This window comes from Bacteroidota bacterium (assembly GCA_016713765.1).
Taxonomy (GTDB): Bacteria; Bacteroidota; Bacteroidia; order AKYH767-A; family 2013-40CM-41-45; genus Pollutiaquabacter; species Pollutiaquabacter aromativorans.
The window spans coordinates 332542-350218 of record JADJON010000003.1 but is presented as its reverse complement, the minus strand read 5'-3'; the positions used below and the strand labels follow the sequence as shown (position 1 = coordinate 350218).

Sequence of the window (17677 nt, the reverse complement as noted above, 5' to 3'; positions counted from 1 at the left end):
CCCGCACCGTTCGGAGGCCGGGTTAAAACAGGTGCAATCTTTCGACAAAAAGTGTGTTGATAACCCCGGATTTTCAGAGGGATTTAATCCCGTTCCTCCGTCTCATCGGACGGGCGGTAGTCGTAACGAAAAGTAGGGCGGTCAGGTTGCTGTTCCGCTGCAACTTGTTCCGCCTCGGCTTCCGGTGTCAAACCCTGTTCTTCGTCCAGTTGCCATTGGGGTTTGGGCTTTTGCGGACCGTCCTTCCGAAAGTACAGCGCGGCGATGATGCCGGCCACCGAGCCAAGCAGGTGCGACTCCCAGGAAATGCGCTGGTCGATCGGCAGGATGCCCCACACCATGCTGCCGTAGAGGAAAACGACCAGCAGCGAGATCGCCATCAACCGGGTGTCGCGCCGCAACACGCCGCTGAGGAACAGGAAGGTGACAAAACCGTAAATGAGTCCGCTCGCGCCGATGTGGTATTCGCCCCGGGCAATCATCCACACCCAGGCGCCGGAGAACGTCCAAACCAGCGAGATCACCCGGAACGCCAGCTCACGGTAAAAGTAGAACAAGCCTGTGCCGACCACCAGCAAGGGCAGGGTGTTGGCGAGCAAGTGATCGGTATCGGCATGGATGAACGGAGCGGTCAGGATCCCTACCAGCCCTTCGAGGCTGCGCGGAAGGATGCCCCATTCGACCGGACGGCTGATCCACCGGAGGTCGGTGATCAGCTCGATGATCCAGAGTACGACAACAAACACCAGGGGAGGAGCAACGGCCTGCTTCCAGTTCACCTCGCTCCGGACGGGGGGAGGCGGAGGACCCGGCATCGGAAAAGTCCCGTCAACGTTCGGTAATTGCTCCGGCATCATTTCCTCAAAAGTACCGATAAAACTCCGCATGCATTGGATGTGTCGTAGCGTTTCCGCGGATTACCTTTGTCCGTGGTGCAGGATTTCTTCTCACAACCCATCGAATACCTCAAAGGCGTGGGGCCGCAACGCGGCGACCTGCTCAAGAAGGAATTGGGGATTTTCACCTTCGGCGACCTGCTCTTCCATTTCCCGTTCCGGTACGTCGACCGCACGCGGTTCTATTCGATCCGCGAGTTGAACGCCGACCTGCCCTACATCCAGGTTCGGGGCAGGATCGTCTCGCTTGTCGTCAAAGGCGATAAGCGCAAGAAGTTCATGGCCGGCCGTTTCGACGATGGCACCGGCAGCATTGAGCTCCGTTGGTTTCAGGGATTGAAGTGGCTCCAATCGACGCTGCAACTGAACCAGGAGTACATCCTCTTCGGAAAACCGAGTGAATGGAACGGCGCGATCAGCGTCGTGCATCCCGAGCTGGAACTTGCCGCCGAAGTCAACCCCGCGCTCGCCAGCAGCCTGCAGGCCATCTACGCCACGACCGAAAAGCTCAAGACCCGAGGACTCGACAGCCGCGGCATCCTGCGACTGCAGAAGCAATTGCAGATCCAACTGCCGCCCCGGTTTTCCGAGACGCTTCCGGATAATTCGGTGCAGTCGCTTAGGCTGATGAACCGCCGCGACGCCTTTGCCGCGATCCACTTTCCCGATTCACCGGAGGCGCAAAAGAAAGCCGAGTTCCGGCTCAAGTTCGAGGAGCTGTTTTATATCCAGCTCCGCCTGCTCAGCATGAAGCAGGCCCGGCTCGAGAAATTTCGTGGCCGCGTCTTCTCCACGGTCGGCGACTATTTCAACCGCTTCTTCAAGGAATGCCTGCCGTTCCCGCTGACCAACGCGCAAAAGCGCGTCATCAAGGAAATCCGCACCGACTGCGGCAGTGGCAGGCAGATGAACCGCCTGTTGCAGGGCGATGTCGGCTCGGGGAAGACGGTGGTCGCGCTCATGTCGATGCTGCTGGCGATCGACAACGGCTTCCAGGCCTGCCTCATGGCGCCAACGGAGATCCTGGCCAACCAGCATGCCGAGACGATCAGCAAGATGCTCGGCGAGCTCGATGTGCCCGTAGCCTTGCTGACCGGCTCCACCAAGACGGCCGCGCGGAGGAAGATCCACGAGGGACTGCAGGACGGCAGCATCAAGATCCTGATCGGTACGCACGCCCTGATCGAAGACCCGGTGCAGTTCAAGGCGTTGGGCTTCGTGGTCATCGATGAACAGCACCGCTTCGGTGTCGAGCAGCGCGCCCGTCTCTGGGCTAAGAGCGACACGCCCCCGCACATCCTGGTCATGACCGCCACGCCGATCCCGCGCACGCTGGCGATGACCATCTACGGCGACCTCGACGTCTCCGTGATCGACGAACTCCCGCCCGGACGAAAACCCATCAGCACCGTTCACCGCACCGACGCGCACCGCCTGCAGGTCTGGAACTTTTTGAAAAAGGAGATCGCGCTTGGGCGACAAGTGTACATCGTCTATCCGCTCATCAAAGAATCGGAAAAGTCGGACATGAAGAACCTGGAGGACGGGTATAACGCCATCTGCCGGGACTTCCCCGCGCCCCAGTACCGCGTGTCCATCGTACACGGCAAGCAGAAGAACGCCGACAAGGATTTCGAGATGCAGCGCTTCGTGAAAGGCGAGACCCACATCATGGTCGCCACGACGGTGATCGAGGTCGGCGTCAACGTGCCCAACGCTTCGGTGATGGTCATCGAGAACGCCGAGCGCTTCGGCCTTTCGCAGTTGCACCAGTTGCGCGGCCGGGTCGGACGCGGGGCCGATCAGTCGTACTGCATCCTGATGACCGGCCCCAAGCTGGGCAACGACGCGCGCCTGCGGCTCAAGACCATGGTCGAGACGAACGACGGTTTCCGGATCGCAGAAACGGACCTGCAGTTGCGCGGTCCGGGCGACGCGGAAGGCACCCGGCAGAGCGGCATCGTGGACCTCAAGCTTGCCGACCTGGCGAAGGACCAGCAGATCCTGCAGGTGGCGCGGGAAGCGGCGCTTAAACTGCTCGAGCAGGACCCGCACCTGGAAAAACCGGAGCACGCGGTCGTGCACCGGCAGCTCGACGCGATCCGCAAGCGATCGGGCAACTGGGGCCGGATCAGTTGAGCCCGGCCTTCGGGGCGGAATCGTATCTTTGGCCGCGAATCCACGGTTTATGAAGATCTCGTACAACTGGCTGAAAAGCTACCTTAACATCGATTTACCCGCCGATACCGTTGCCCGTCACCTGACCTTTTGCGGGCTCGAAGTCGAGGGCGTCGAAACCGTGGAATCGGTCAAGGGCGGCCTGCGCGGCCTGGTGGTGGGCGAGGTGAAGACCTGCGTCCGGCATCCCAACGCCGACAAGCTGAGCCTGACCACGGTGGACGTCGGCGGCGAAACGCCCCTGTCCATCGTCTGCGGCGCGCCCAACGTGGCGGCCGGACAAAAAGTGATCGTCGCGATCGTGGGTGCCACCGTGTATCCGCTCTCGGGCGAGCCGTTCGAGATTAAGAAATCCAAGATCCGCGGAGAAGTGTCCGAAGGGATGATCTGCGCGGAGGACGAGATCGGGATGGGCGCCTCGCATGCGGGCATCCTCGTGTTGCCCGCCGATACGCCGGTGGGCAAGAGCGTACGCGAATACTTCGGGGTGACCGACGACGTCGTGTTCGAGATCGGCCTGACACCGAACCGTGTCGATGCCGCTTCGCACATCGGCGTGGCCCGCGACCTCGCGGCGGTACTGCGCACGGAGCATCCCGGCCTCGAACTGGCAGTCGAGTTGCCTTCGCACGACGGCTTCCCGCAGGTGGCGGCCGCCGGACCGATCCGCGTGGACGTACGCGACGCGGCGGCTTGTCCGCGCTACAGCGGACTGACCATCGAAGGCGTCACCGTGACCGAATCGCCCGACTGGCTGAAGACGCGCCTGAAGGCGATCGGCGTGGGACCCATCAACAACGTGGTGGACGTGACCAATTTCGTTTTGCACGAATGCGGTCAGCCCCTGCACGCCTTCGATGCCGATACGATCCGGGGCGGCACGATCGTCGTACGCAGGGCGAATGCCGGCGAGAAGTTCGTCACCCTCGACGGCGTGGAGCGCACGCTGAGCACCGACAACCTCATGATCTGCGATACCGAAAAGCCCCTCTGCATGGCCGGGGTGTTCGGTGGATTGCATTCGGGGATCAGCGAAAAGACTACGAACGTATTCCTCGAGAGCGCCTACTTCGCGCCGGGCAGCGTGCGGAAGACGGCGAAGGAGCACGGCCTGAAGACCGACTCCTCGTTCCGCTTCGAGCGGGGCGCCGATCCCAACCAGACCCTCTGGGCGCTGAAGCGCGCCGCGCAATTGATCTGCGAAGTCGCCGGCGGTAGCATCCGCTCGGCCGTGACCGATACCTATCCGCAGCCGATCGCGCCCGCGCGCGTGGAGCTGCGCTTCGATTACCTGAACCGTTTCGCCGGTACCGCTATTCCGGAGCACGACGTGCGGAGGATCCTGGCCGACCTGGGGTTCGCGGTCGAGTCGAACGAAGTTGGTCTGCGCCTGGAGGTGTCGACCAACAAGGTGGACGTGACCCGTCCGGTGGACGTGGTGGAGGAAGTGCTGCGCATCTACGGCTACAACCGCATCCCGCTGCCGGCGAAGCTGAGCGTCTCGCTGCCGTCGATCGTGGGCTTCGACGCCGACAGCCTGCAGGCCGCGATCTCGGCCTTCCTGGCTTCGAACGGATTTTTCGAGTTGTTCACCAATTCACTCACGAAAGAACAGTATGCCGAACGTCCGTCGGTGAAGGCGGAGGAGGCCGTACGCCTGCTCAACCCGCTGAGCGGCGACCTGGGTATGCTGCGCCTCGACATGCTGCCGACCGGCCTGGAAGCCATCGCCTGGAACCGCAACCGCAAGCAGGCGGACGTACGCTTCTACGAGTTCGGGAAGTCGTACCACAAGCTGGACGGACAATTCACCGAACGCCGGCACCTGGCGCTGTACCTCTGCGGCCGCAAACACGAGCCGGCCTGGAACGCGCCGGAAGCGGCGGCGGGCTTCTTTTACCTCAAGGCCATGGTGGAGCAGTTGCTGCAGCGCTGCGGCATCGACAAGGGGAAATGGAAAGAGCAGGCGGCGGACCATCCCGAGCTAGCGCAGGGACTGGCCTGGACGGCAGGGGAGAAGACCCTCGTGCGTTTCGGCATGGTGAAGCGCAGCGTGGCCCGGCAGTTCGACATCCAGGCCGAGGTGGCGTATGCCGACATCGACTGGGACCTCCTGCTGCAGCGCGCGAAGAGGAAGCCGGTGAAGAGCGCCGAGCTCTCCAAGTTCCCGCCCGTACGCCGCGACCTGTCCATGGTGCTGGACCGCACGGTCAGCTACGCCCAACTGGAAGCCCTGGCCTTCAAGACCGAAAAGAAGCTGCTGCGTTCCCTCAACCTGTTCGACGTGTACGAGGGCGAGAAGATCGAAGCCGGCAAGAAATCCTACGCCATCAGCTTCCTCCTCCAGGACGACACCCAAACCCTCACCGACCAGCAGATCGACAAGGTCATGGAGCGGCTGATGGGTAGTTTTGAGGGAGAGTTGGGGGCGGTGATTAGGAGGGCTTGATAAGTTTCTCTGATTGCGACCAGGATTTATGTCCTAGTGTATCGCGTTATACTTTTTTAAGTGCTTCGGTCGTAGCTGAACAGAGTCCTTAACATTCTGCCCACAGACAGTGTGGAAGATCCGCCTTAGCGGTGTTGCAGTGTTGGTTTTTAGGCTTGCACATAACGAAGAAGGGATTAACGCAGTAAAAAAGAAGGGATTCGGAGCGACACTCTCTCCGTAAAAAATGCGAACAATAAAATATATTTTTCTGCCATAAAGTAGTTCGCATTTTTTGAACTTGAACAGATTTAATATCTTGCATACACTTCATATATCCACCAAAGCCTTTCTTTTTTTATTGTCGTTAATCTTTATGTTGTGTGCTGTTTTTTGTCGTCCGTTTAACCACCCCAAGGTCTGCAACTGGAAGGACTGCAATCGCCTTGTGGGACGCATTCGCTGCCAGGACTACAATCATTAGGGCCACACGTATTCAATACAAGAACTTTCGCTGGGTGATGGTCTGGCCCACACTCCCCAGTGTCAGGATTACAAGCATAATCTGGATTGCAGTCCTTTCCACTCTCGGGAGAACAATTCAAATTGTTTATTAGAGGTTTGTATTCGTTTGATGGACTACAGTCACCTTGAGGAGTACATTCACTACTCGGCCCACAGTCAGGTGGACTACAACTATTATTATGATTTATTTTATACACTTCTTCTCTAAATTGCTTCAGAGTTTCTTTTTGCAAGATATTTATTAGACCTTCATTCACAGAGCCAACAATATTTAATCTTGAAAAAACGCAGGGAAAAACATTTCCGTTAGCGTCAACCGCTAATTTTCCATTCCAGCATGCACCACAAAGCTGGCTCATTGGATTTGTGTCTTTGCCGTTTTCCCGCCCTCTGCCTATTTCTCTTTTTTTGTCAACGTTAATATTCTTAATGCCTAAGCTTTTGAGGTAATTAATAGTTTCTAAAGATTGATTTACATTTTCTTCCATCTCAATTATTCCACCTCTAATTGTCAATCTCAGCTGCAATGCCTTTTTAATACTTCTGTCAGTTTTTAAATAGCTTCCTTTCCTCAAAGTAATTTTATCGTGTGTGTCTGGGTTTGAACTGTAAAAAGAAAAAGCAAGATTTACATTGAGTTCTGTAAACGTAGAAAACATTTCTTCATTTAATACAGTACCATTTGTATAAACTTCAATGAACTCGTAACCTGTTTTTTGGCAATCTTTACTAAGTTTAAGAACTCAGGATGAATAGTCGGTTCGCCTCCAATAAACTGAATTTTTCTACAACCCAATTCATAACTCTCCTTCATTACATTTACCCAGTCTTGAAAAGTCATTTTACTTTCTAAAGGGTTAAAGGGTGTAGAGTCGGCGTAACGATGAACACAAGTAAGATTGCACTTCGGAGTAATTTCCAACCAAAGAAAGTCAAGAGACCGTTTCCAACTTGCAATTGTTGGTGTACCTGATTGATTTTGATTTAGTGTTTTCATAATAAAATTGTTTGTTTGTTATGCCTACTCTTATTGGTTTTCGGCTACCCCATATAGTTTTCTTTTTTTGTCGGTCAGGTTAATATTACGATACAGTATAATCTAATCGGTTAAAATTGCACACAACGTCAGTTCGTGCAACAACTCCCCAAAAATTCAGCACCACCCTTCCCGGACGATAACAGGAACAAGCTGCCAGCACGAATATTTTTGGTATTGCCTTGCATTACGGAGCGCCCTATCCGTAAAAATAGAAAAAAGCAGCCTGGTGAGCCACTTTTTCAACTTCTGGCAGGCCTAAAATGTTTATAACCCTCCGAAAATTATAAATGAGATAGATTAATCCGAACTCGCCTTCATTTTTCCGGAGGCCTTTGAGTAGTATGTGATCGTAGCCCCATTGTCGCTTGATGGTGCCGAAGATGTGTTCGATGATTTGCTGGCGCAGGGAATAGGTCGATGTGTTTTCACGCACCCGGCGGTTGTTGCGCTCTACCGCGCCGGCATGTTGAGACCGTTCGATCAGGCGCCCCTTGGGGTTGCGGGTGCACAGGTGTTTGACCGCGCAACTGCCGCAGGCCGTCGTCTTGTAGTGCTTGACTTTGGTTACCGACTCTTCGTACTTCTTATTATACCAATGGCCGGTGGTCTTCAGGATGTGACCCTGCGGACATTTGTACTGGTCCTTCTTCGGGTTGTACCGGAAGCGCTCGCCGTAGTACTCCGGAGTCGGCACGGGATAACTGCGGGGTACTTCCTGGTAGGCTACGATTGTGTAGATGTCTTCCTGCTCACAACCGGTAAGCTGCTCGCCGTTGTGGTAACCCTTGTCCGCCAGTACAGCCACGGCATCCGTATCGCAAATACGCTTGGTTTTCTGCGCCATCGGCAGTAAGGCTTTCCGGTCGTTCTGTTTGGTGACTTCGTATTCAGGGGATGAGCTTGTTCCGCTCATCTGCCACCGTCTGTACATTGTAGGCCACTTCGATTACCGACCCGTGCAGGATCATGGTCCGGGCATCGGGATCGGTGGTGGAGATTTGGTCCAGGCCCGTTTCCGCAAGCTGCTTTTCAATGCGCTTGTACTTGCGACGTTGGGCCTTTTGCTTTTTCAGTTTCTCAGCGATCGTGGCTTCTCTGGCCTCATCCAGATCGCCTGCGTTGAGTTCCTCGATGTAAGATTGGATCTTGTTGTCGATGTACTCCAGTTGCCGGTCGATCTTTTTCTGGTTGTAGTTTTTCTTCTTGGAGTTGACCGCCCTGAACTTGCTTGAATCGAGCGCCACCAGCGTTTTCCCCGGTCAGGCCCTTTCGGTTGATCTGCCGGACGAAGTGGGTAAACGCATTGCGGAACAGTTTTGGGTTGTCTGACCGAAAGCCGGCAATCGTACGAAAGCAGGGTTGTAGTCCCTTCAGTAACCAGAGCAGTTCGATGTTCCGCTGGCACTCACGCTCCAGCAGGCGAGAAGTCCGTATGCGGTTCAGATAACCGTACACATACAATTTGAACAGATCGGCCGGGTGATACATCGGCCTGCCCTCTTCCGCAGGTTCATTTTCTAAAAATCCCAGTTCTTTCAGCGGCAACGCGTCTACGAATAAATCGATAACCCGCACTTCCCGCATCTTCCGGGATCAAATCATCGATACAAGTCGGGAATAAAGTGGCCTGCCTGCGGTCGAATCCGGTTAGGTATTTCATGAAAAGCTGATTATTCTCTCAATATAATCAGCCCCGCCCGGAAACAGATCAAAATTCTTTAAACAATAGGGGAGGGTTTTTGCACAGTCTGACGTTCCGGGGCTTGGCGAAGGTGGCGAATACGAAGCACAAAACTGTCAACCAGCACTACACTTGATACGAAGCACAAATGTTCAATTAACCACTGAACCGCCACTTTCGCTAAGCCCATGTTGCACTAAACCCCGCTATCGCGGGGTAGCCTGTGATACCTGAGCAGAACCGATTTCAGATGGATCGTCGTAGAAGGTTTTACCACAAACATTCTATGTATGAAGAACAAATCTGAAAAACAGCCCTACAGGACGCTGGTAAAACAAGCCTGTTTAAAGGTACAGGGATTCGAGGATTTTTACAAGCGCCTCTCGCGCAAGATCCGTATCGCGGGTAAGAGTCCCAGCACGTTGAGTAATTACACGCGCTACCTGGCGCAGATGGCACTGCATTTTGAGTGCCTGCCTACGGAGTTGGATACCGAACAGGTGGATGAGTATCTGGAGCAGATGCTCGATCAGCACGACACACCCTCGGAGTCCTACTTCAAGTTCGTGGTGTACAGCCTTCGATTCGCGTTCAAGGCCGAGGGGTTGGATTATAAGCGGTTCACCCTTCCGAGCATTAAGCATGAGAAGAAGCTGCCGGTGATCCTGAGCCGGGAGGAGATGCGGCGATTGTTGCGGGCCCCTGCGCTGCTCAAGCATCGGCTGCTCATCGGTCTGCTCTACGGCTGCGGCCTGCGGTGTATGGAGGTGCGCAGCATCCACATCAAAGACCTGGACCTGGACCGCCGGCTTTTGCACGTGCGTAAAGGCAAAGGGCGGAAGGACCGGTATGTGCCCCTGGGCGAGTTGCTCTGCCGAGGTGTGCGCAGCTACCTGGAAGCGGAGAACCCCCAGACGTTCCTGTTCAACGGCAAGCCCGAGGGCCGCAAGGGCGGTGATTTTGACAGTCGCTACTCCCAACGCGGGGTGCAGTGGGCTGTACAGCAGGCAGCCAAGGCGGCCGGCATCAAGAAAGACATCTCGGTGCACACCCTGCGCCACACCTATGCCACCCACTTGCTGGAAGACGGGCTGGACATTGTCTCCATCAAAGAACTGCTGGGGCATGAGCGCATCGAGACCACGATGGTGTACCTGCACGTGGCAAAGCACGGCCGCAAAGCGCCGTTCAGTCCGCTGGATACACTCTTCGCTCCTGCACCTTGAGGCCGGCCTGCGAAGTAGCGCAGGTCATAGGGCAAACATGGACACAGGTTGAGCAGAGTACGCAACTCAACAACTGGCAAAAGCGCACCCTGCGCCTGATCCGGGACTGCCGCACGGCGGCCCTGGGCGGGCATCTGGATCAGTGCCCCGCCTGTTCCCACCTGCGCATAAGCTACAACAGTTGCCGGAACCGTCATTGTCCCAAGTGCCAGGTCCTGGCCCGGGAAGACTGGGTGGCCGCCCGCAAGGCCGAGCTGCTGCCGGTGCCGTACTTTCATGTGGTGTTCACCCTGCCCGGGGAGCTGAACCGTTTGTGCCTGTATGGGCCGGATCGTGTCTATGATGCGCTCTTTGCCACAGCCTGGAGCGTGATCGGTTCCTTTGCCGGCGATCCCGCCCACCTGGGAGCACGCACGGGTATGATCGCCGTGCTGCACACCTGGGGTCAGAACCTCTCCCTGCATCCGCACCTGCATTGCATCGTACCCGGCGGGGGCATCACCGCTGCCGGGTTCTGGAAGAATGCACGCTCCAAAGGAAAGTTCCTCTTCCCGGTAAAGGCACTGAGCCGGGTGATGCGGGCGCGTATGGTAGCGAACTTGCGCAAGGCCTTCCCGGGCGAAGATCCGCAGCTCTTCCGCATGCTCTTTACAAAGCCCTGGGTGGTCTATGCCAAGCGGCCCTTTGCCTCTCCCGGTGCGGTGATCGATTACCTGGGCCGATACACGCACAAGATCGCCATCAGCAACCATCGGCTCTTGTCCGTTGACAAAGACCGTGTTCGCTTCCGTTACAAGGACTACCGCGACGGCAGCAACAAGGTAATGGAGCTGACGCCGATGGAGTTCATCCGCCGCTTTGCGCAGCACATCCTGCCCAGGGGTTTTGTGCGCATCCGGCATTACGGCATCCTCTCCAGCCGCAAAAAGGCCGTGAGCATCCCACAGATCATACTACAGTTGCAGGGAAAGACCGTTACCCTGATCCGGCAGCCACGCAGCAAAGCCCTGGCCGTGCGTTGTCCCTGTTGCAAAAAATCCCTGATGAAAACCATCCTGCGGTTTGATCACCGCGGCCCGCCCGCGCGCTATCGATCAATACTGAACACCACTTCCTCACAATAAAAAAACACCTGCACCACGGGCTGGAGTTGCATTGCCCCAACCTGAAAAACCAGTGCCTGACACCCGACTCGCTACGCTTTTTCAATCCCTGATCCTCTTCTGAACGGCGCCGATATCAACCTTTGTGTGATCGGAAACGGCAACGAATCAGCACACACCACTCATTCAATCCCCATAGTCACCTGCACGGCGCCGCGATCGCGGGGTTCCGTGCAACAGCGGCTTCATTGTTGGCCCGTTGGGCCCAACGAAGCCTTAGTTGTTAGCTGTAGTTTTCCTTTTCATTTGATTGATAATATTCCGAAGAAAATAGTCAAAATCAATCCCACGATTGCTAGTATGGTCGAATATTTATTTGTGTTCTGAATATTTGTCAATACTTCATTCTTACTTTTAATCAGTCCGCTTAACTCATCTACTTTTCTTCTAACGGCATCTTTGTCTCCCTTATCGTCATATGCTAATATATCAATGAGTAAATTTTTCTCTGCTGGTGGAATGTCGTCATAAGGTGATATTTCTTCATTCTTTCTAATAAATCCAGTTATTTTTTCTTTCCAATCATTAATCTTAGTGTCATCTGGTTTACTATCTAATGATTTAGAAATAAGTGCAACAAGATATTCTTTTAGCCATCTTTTAAGTCCATACTTGAAATCACTGTTATCAATAGAAGTCCTTGTTATACCTTCATAAATATTTGTAATGTCTTCATATGAAGAAATTGCGTTGTTTTCGAGTCCAGTAGTTAATGCCTTGAAAAATATTTCGTTTCGCTCAACTCTTCTTTTTCGTTGCAAGTCGAAAACATACTTTACAGCAACAGCGTAGGTTACTGTCACAAGTATTGTGAATATAGCTTTGTAGTCTGTTATTATTTCTTTAAATATTGATTCCATATTTATGGGTTTTAAAATTACAGCTAACGCTCAAATAGACGAAGGTTTACTTCGTTTTATTTCTCTCGACTCTATGATTTTACTAGGAAATTTAAACAAACGGGCAGATTGGCGAAATGCGTATTAGTCATTTAAGTTTTTTTCATGTTATCTGGAGAAAGCATAGGATTGACGAGTCATTGAAATCTCTATTGAAGTAGTTTAAGGTGCATCTACCTTGGGAGGAGGGAGGTGTTAACCAGGAGAACATAGATTCAAAGCACCGGCAGATTCGATGCCTTTCAACTTTTAAATTTAATAATCAACCCTTTACGGCAACCCAACACCCCAACTGACATCCGTCATTCAAACCCAATCCAATCATTTCCTATCCTTGCAGCCTTATTTAGAAACAGTCTAAATAAAAATAAGCATGGGTTTCAGGATAGCCGGAATTGGGTTTGTCAGCGTTTTAGTGTTCATTCCCAGCGTTTTACGAGCGGAGGAGCCGGGCGGGGAGAAGTTCCTGTGGGCGGATACTTTGAAGTCGGTAGACATTCAGGGTTTCCGGGAACGGGGCCGGGAATGGTTGCCGGAGCGGGATGGACTGGTGTTGCTGGCGGGTAAGAAGACCGAGCTGATCCGGCTCGACGACCTGGGCGCGAATACGGTGCAGAACCAGTCGCGGCAGCTCTTCGGAAAGGCGCCCGGCATCAGCGTATGGGAAAGCGACGGCTCCGGCACGCAGATCGGCGTGGGCAGCCGCGGACTGAGTCCCAACCGCTCCTGGGAGTTCAACGTGCGGCAGAACGGCTTCGACATCGCCGCGGATCCCTTCGGTTATCCCGAGGCCTACTACAACCCGCCCGCCGAGGCGGTGGAGTCGATCACGCTGGTGCGTGGGGCGGCGGGACTGCAATACGGTCCGCAGTTCGGCGGGCTGCTCGACTACCGCATCCGGCAGGCACCCACCGACCGCAAGCTCGCCGTCGAAAGCCGGCAGAGCGGCGGCAGCTACGGGCTGTGGAGCTCCTTCAACGCGCTGGGCGGCACGGTCGGCCGGCTGTCCTACTACGCTTTCTACCACCACCGCCAGGCCGAGGGCTGGCGCGAACACAGCCGCTACCGCGCCGATGTGCTCTACGGCTCCCTCGGCTACCGCATCTCGGAAAAGTGGAAGACTGCGTTCTCCTACACCCGCAGCACCAACCGCCTCCAACAAGCCGGCGGCCTCACCGACGCGCAGTTCGCCGCCGACGCCCGGCAGAGCCTGCGCGCGCGCAACTGGTTCTCCGCACCCTGGAATGTTTTGACCGGCTCTCTGCAATACGCTCCCGATTCGATGACGAGCCTGCAACTCTCCGTCAACGGCCTCATCGCAGAACGCAACTCGGTGGGCTTTGTATCCGCCGTCACCGTGGCCGATACTATCAACCCCGCCACCGGCACTTACGCGCCGCGGCAAGTCGACCGCGACTTCTACACCAACCTCGGCCTCGAGCTGCGCGGACTGCGCCGCTACCGCTGGCTGGGTCGGGAACACGCCCTCTCCGCCGGACTGCGTTACTTCCGCGGCAACACCCGCCGCGACCAGCGCGGACAAGGCACCACCGGCAGCGGCGCCGACTTCGCCATCACGAACAGCAACGGCCGCTTCCCGCGCTCGCTGGAGTTCGGCAGCGGCAACCTGGCGGCCTTTTTCGAGAACGTCTTTCATATCGGCCAGCGCTGGAGTCTGAGTCCGGGCCTGCGCCTCGAGCGGGTGCGGAGCGAAGGCGAGGGCCGTTACGCGTTCAACAGCGACGGAAGCGAGTCACGCATGCAGCCATTGGAGCGGGAGCGGACCTTCCTGCTCGCCGGCCTCGGCGCGTCGTATCAACTGCCGGGCGCGTGGAGCCTGTACGGCAACTGGTCACAGGCTTACCGGCCGGTGCTTTTTTCCGACCTCACCCCGCCGGCTACGACCGACGTGGTGGACCCCAACCTGCGCGACGCGCGCGGACATTCGGCCGAGCTGGGCATCCGCGGCAAGTGGCAGGACCGGCTGCGCGCGGATGTTAGCGTGTACACGATGACCTACGGCGACCGCATCGGCAACCTCAGCCGCACGAACGCCGACGGCAGCAGCTACCTCTACCGCACCAACCTGGGCAACAGCCTGCACCGAGGACTGGAAGCCTACGTGGAAGTGAACCCGCTGCGCTTCCTGAACCACCGAACACGCGTGGAGCTCACGCTGTGGAACTCGCTCGCGCTGATGAAAGCGACCTACGGCGACTTCCCGCTCGCATCGCCCGTGAACGGGACGAGTAACCTCGACGGCAAGCTTGTGGAGTACGCCCCCGCGCTGATCCATCGTTGTGGTGCATCCTTCCTCCTGGGCGACTTCCGTGCTGAGTTGCAATACAGCTACACCGGTAAAGTCTATGCCGATGCCGGCAACACCGAGATGCCCACCGCGAACGGGCAAGCGGGCGTCATTCCCGCCTGGACGGTCTGGGATGCATCCGCCGGTTATACTTATAAGGAGCGCTACGAGCTGAAGGTGAATCTGTCGAACCTCTTCGACGACCGTTATTTCACCCGACGTTCCGGTGGTTATCCCGGTCCCGGCCTGCTGCCCGGCGAGGCGAGGACGTTGATTGTGACGGTGGGAATGAAGTTGTAAGGATCGCCGGTGGTAAGGCGGAATGCGCGCTGGGAGTGTTATGCCTATGCTGTTACTTTTCGAAGGCGCTAACATTCCGCCAGACGGACCATTGTTCCCTGAATAAACATTTCATACCGCGACCCCTACGGGGTCGAAAATCCAAGAGGGACAACCGGTGCAAGGATACCGCCGCCCCTACGGGGCGGGGTGTTGACTGATCGGATGCTGCGGCGGAATGCGCGCTGGGAGTGGTATGCCTATGCTGTTGCTTTTCGAAGGCGCTAACATTCCGCCAGACGGACCACTATTCCCTGAATCAACATTTCATACCGCGACCCCTACGGGGTCGAAAATCCAAGAGGGACAACCGGTGCAAGGATACCGCCGCCCCTATGGGGCGGGGTGGTGGTTGTGATCAAAGGCCGCGTCTTCCGGGATAAGACATCAAGGCATCTCTCGTGAAAAAAGTTTTTAGCGCAGGGAATAATATTTGTTTTCAAACCGCCGTCCAATCAGGCCCACCCGTGCGCCCCATCGGGGCGCCGGTATCCTAGCCCGTTGCAATCCCCCAATGATCACGGCCCCGTAGGGGTCGCGGTAAGGGGCGGTGAAAGAAGCAAATTGGTTTGCCACGATTCACCGGCGATGATGTATTATTTTTTTTATCACAGCACCAACATTTCATACCGCGACCCCTACGGGGTCGAAAATCCGAGAGGGACATTTGGTGCAAGGATACCGCCGCCCCTACGGGGCGGGGTGGTGGTTGTGAAGAACGGCCGCGTCGTCCGGGATGATACATCCAAGACATCGCTGGTAAACAACGTTGTTAGCGCAAGGAATAAAATTTGTTTTCAAACCGCTGACTTACGCCCACCCGTGCGCCCCATCGGGGCGCCGGTATCCTAGCCCGTTGCAATCCCCCAATGATCACGGCCCCGTAGGGGTCGCGGTAAGGGGCGGTGAAAGAAGCAAATTGGTTTGCCACGATTCACCGGCGATGATGCATTATTTTTTTTATCACAGCACTAACCTTTCATACCGCGACCCCTACGGGGTCGAAATTCCGAGAGGGACAACCTGTACAAGGATACCGCCGCCCCTACGGGGCGGGGTGGTGGTTGTGAAGAACGGCCGCGTCGTCCGGGATGATACATCCAAGACATCGCTGGTAAACAACGTTGTTAGCGCAAGGAATAAAATTTGTTTTCAAACCGCCGTCCAATCACGCCCACCCGTGCGCCCCATCGGGGCGCCGGTATCCTAGCCCGTTGCAATCCCCCAATGATCACGGCCCCGTAGGGGTCGCGGTAAGGGGCGGTGAAAGAAGCAAATTGGTTTGCCACGATTCACCGGCGATGATGCATTATTTTTTTTATCACAGCACTAACCTTTCATACCGCGACCCCTACGGGGTCGAAATTCCGAGAGGGACAACCTGTACAAGGATACCGCCGCCCCTATGGGGCGGGGTGTTGACTGATCGGATGCTGCGGCGGAATACGCGCTGGGAGCTTTATACCCATGTGGTCGCTGTTCGAAGGCGCTAACATTCCGCCAGACGGACCATTGTTCCCTGAACCAACATTTCATACCGCGACCCCTACGGGGTCGAAATTCCAAGAGGGACAACCGGTGCAAGGATACCGCCGCCCCTACGGGGCGGGGTGGTGGTTGTGAAGAACGGCCGCGTCGTCCGGGATGATACATCCAAGACATCGCTGGTAAACAACGTTGTTAGCGCAAGGAATAAAATTTGTTTTCAAACCGCCGTCCAATCACGCCCACCCGTGCGCCCCATCGGGGCGCCGGTATCCCAGCCCGTTGCAATCCCCAATGATCACGGCCCCGTAGGGGTCGCGGTAAGGGGCGGTGAAAGAAGCAAATTGGTTTGCCGCGATGGACCGGCGATGGAGCATTAATTTTTTTATCACAGCATCAACCATTCATACCGCGACCCCTACGGGGTCGAAATTCCGAGAGGGACAACCTGTACAAGGATACCGCCGCCCCTACGGGGCGGGGTGGTGGTTGTGAAGAACGGCCGCGTCGTCCGGGATGATACATCCAAGACATCGCTGGTACACAACGTTGTTAGCGCAAGGAATAAAATTTGTTTTCAAACCGCCGTCCAATCACGCCCACCCGTGCGCCCCATCGGGGCGCCGGTATCCTGGCCCGTTGCAATCCCCCAATGATCACGGCCCCGTAGGGGTCGCGGTAAGGGGCGGTGAAAGAAGCAAATTGGTTTGCCGCGATGGACCGGCGATGGAGCATTAATTTTTTTATCACAGCATCAACCATTCATACCGCGACCCCTACGGGGTCGAAAATCCGAGAGGGACAACCGGTACAAGGATACTGCCGCCCCTACGAGGCGGGGTGGTGGTTGGAAAATTGATCTTTGTCATGCACCGCCTGGATGCATACGATCAACTCCGGAAATTCTCGTACTGCATTGGAATGCCGACCTGTGACTTTTCCAAAATGCTGATGAGTTCCTGGAGGTCGTCGATCTTCTTGCCGGTGACGCGGACTTGTTCGTCCATGATGGACGCCTGGACTTTGAGGCCGGTGTCTTTGATGATCTTGACGACTTTCTTCGCGGTGTCTTTGTCGACGCCCTGCTTGACCTTGATGTCCTTCTTGACCATGTTGCCGGAGGCGTAGAGTTCCTTGCCGAAGTCGAGGCTCTGCGGGTCGAGGCCCTGCTTCACCATGCGGCCGATGATGATGCCTTCCACGGCTTTGAGGCGCATGTCGTTTTCAGTGAGGACGTGGATCTGGAGCGTCTTCTTGTCGAGTTCCACGTTGGTCTTGGAACCGTGAAAATCGAAACGGTTGGCGAGTTCCTTGATCGCCACGTTGATGGCGTTGTCGAGTTTTTGGACGTCTATTTTGGAAACGATGTCAAAAGAAGGCATGGGCGTGCGTGTGTGGTCTTGTAAAGATACGCGAGCCGGACCAAAACTGCCCTAATTTTCCAGCCGGGAGCGGACTGTTCATGTTGGAAAATGAATAAGAATTGACATTTGTCCTGCTTTCGCCGCCT

11 protein-coding genes are annotated in these 17677 nt (G+C 55.8%); 5 read left to right on the top strand and 6 right to left on the bottom strand.

All coding sequences use genetic code 11. The annotated features are described in order from the left end of the window. Window positions 1–83: 83 nt before the first annotated feature. The gene (locus IPJ96_12210; protein ID MBK7911092.1) at window positions 84–815 is read right to left on the bottom strand and encodes a rhomboid family intramembrane serine protease; all 732 of its coding nucleotides are present in this window, start codon (window positions 813–815) and stop codon (window positions 84–86) included. A 117-nt stretch (window positions 816–932) separates the two neighbouring features. On the opposite strand from IPJ96_12210, the gene recG reads away from it, so the two are divergent. After that, window positions 933–3035 (top strand): ATP-dependent DNA helicase RecG, encoded by a 2103-nt coding sequence (gene recG / locus IPJ96_12205; GenBank protein MBK7911091.1) that lies wholly within the window; start codon window positions 933–935, stop codon window positions 3033–3035. A gap of 49 nt (window positions 3036–3084) precedes the next feature. Further along, on the top strand, window positions 3085–5523 hold the full coding sequence (locus IPJ96_12200) for a phenylalanine--tRNA ligase subunit beta (protein MBK7911090.1): 2439 nt from the start codon (window positions 3085–3087) through the stop codon (window positions 5521–5523). A gap of 383 nt (window positions 5524–5906) precedes the next feature. Here the strand turns inward: IPJ96_12200 and IPJ96_12195 are convergent, their stop codons facing one another. The 3 genes from IPJ96_12195 to IPJ96_12185 all read right to left on the bottom strand — a co-directional run bounded on the left by IPJ96_12195 (window position 5907) and on the right by IPJ96_12185 (window position 8650). Then, the gene (locus IPJ96_12195) at window positions 5907–6686 is read right to left on the bottom strand and encodes an SPASM domain-containing protein (GenBank protein MBK7911089.1); all 780 of its coding nucleotides are present in this window, start codon (window positions 6684–6686) and stop codon (window positions 5907–5909) included. 576 nt (window positions 6687–7262) lie between these two features. After that, the gene (locus tag IPJ96_12190; protein ID MBK7911088.1) at window positions 7263–7979 is read right to left on the bottom strand and encodes a transposase; all 717 of its coding nucleotides are present in this window, start codon (window positions 7977–7979) and stop codon (window positions 7263–7265) included. Window positions 7980–8167: 188 nt separating this feature from the next. Beyond that, window positions 8168–8650, bottom strand: coding sequence for a transposase (locus IPJ96_12185; protein ID MBK7911087.1), 483 nt, complete (start codon window positions 8648–8650; stop codon window positions 8168–8170). 387 nt (window positions 8651–9037) lie between these two features. Between IPJ96_12185 and IPJ96_12180 the strand changes: the two genes are divergently transcribed. Further along, complete coding sequence (locus tag IPJ96_12180) at window positions 9038–9973, top strand: tyrosine-type recombinase/integrase (GenBank protein ID MBK7911086.1); 936 nt, start codon at window positions 9038–9040, stop codon at window positions 9971–9973. Next, window positions 9970–11097, top strand: coding sequence for an IS91 family transposase (locus IPJ96_12175; GenBank protein ID MBK7911085.1), 1128 nt, complete (start codon window positions 9970–9972; stop codon window positions 11095–11097). Before IPJ96_12180 ends, IPJ96_12175 begins: the two co-directional genes overlap by 4 nt. A 281-nt stretch (window positions 11098–11378) precedes the next feature. Here the strand turns inward: IPJ96_12175 and IPJ96_12170 are convergent, their stop codons facing one another. Next, a complete protein-coding gene (locus tag IPJ96_12170) occupies window positions 11379–11996 on the bottom strand; it encodes a hypothetical protein (protein MBK7911084.1) in 618 nt (205 codons plus the stop codon). A 412-nt stretch (window positions 11997–12408) separates the two neighbouring features. Here IPJ96_12170 and IPJ96_12165 point away from each other — a divergent pair, with 412 nt between their 5' ends. Then, the gene (locus IPJ96_12165; GenBank protein MBK7911083.1) at window positions 12409–14643 is read left to right on the top strand and encodes a TonB-dependent receptor; all 2235 of its coding nucleotides are present in this window, start codon (window positions 12409–12411) and stop codon (window positions 14641–14643) included. A 2414-nt stretch (window positions 14644–17057) separates the two neighbouring features. Here IPJ96_12165 and IPJ96_12160 read toward each other — a convergent pair. After that, on the bottom strand, window positions 17058–17549 hold the full coding sequence (locus tag IPJ96_12160; GenBank protein MBK7911082.1) for a YajQ family cyclic di-GMP-binding protein: 492 nt from the start codon (window positions 17547–17549) through the stop codon (window positions 17058–17060). Window positions 17550–17677 lie beyond the last annotated feature (128 nt).

What these genes read in the sequence shown, in the direction of transcription:
- IPJ96_12210 (MBK7911092.1), bottom strand. Translation starts at nt 815, where the DNA reads ATGCCGGGTCCTCCGCCTCCCCCCGTCCGGAGCGAGGTGAACTGGAAG.
- IPJ96_12200 (MBK7911090.1), top strand. Translation starts at nt 3,085, where the DNA reads ATGAAGATCTCGTACAACTGGCTGAAAAGCTACCTTAACATCGATTTA.
- IPJ96_12195 (MBK7911089.1), bottom strand. Translation starts at nt 6,686, where the DNA reads ATGTTTTCTACGTTTACAGAACTCAATGTAAATCTTGCTTTTTCTTTT.
- IPJ96_12190 (MBK7911088.1), bottom strand. Translation starts at nt 7,979, where the DNA reads ATGAGCGGAACAAGCTCATCCCCTGAATACGAAGTCACCAAACAGAAC.
- IPJ96_12185 (MBK7911087.1), bottom strand. Translation starts at nt 8,650, where the DNA reads ATGCGGGAAGTGCGGGTTATCGATTTATTCGTAGACGCGTTGCCGCTG.
- IPJ96_12180 (MBK7911086.1), top strand. Translation starts at nt 9,038, where the DNA reads ATGAAGAACAAATCTGAAAAACAGCCCTACAGGACGCTGGTAAAACAA.
- IPJ96_12170 (MBK7911084.1), bottom strand. Translation starts at nt 11,996, where the DNA reads ATGGAATCAATATTTAAAGAAATAATAACAGACTACAAAGCTATATTC.
- IPJ96_12165 (MBK7911083.1), top strand. Translation starts at nt 12,409, where the DNA reads ATGGGTTTCAGGATAGCCGGAATTGGGTTTGTCAGCGTTTTAGTGTTC.
- IPJ96_12160 (MBK7911082.1), bottom strand. Translation starts at nt 17,549, where the DNA reads ATGCCTTCTTTTGACATCGTTTCCAAAATAGACGTCCAAAAACTCGAC.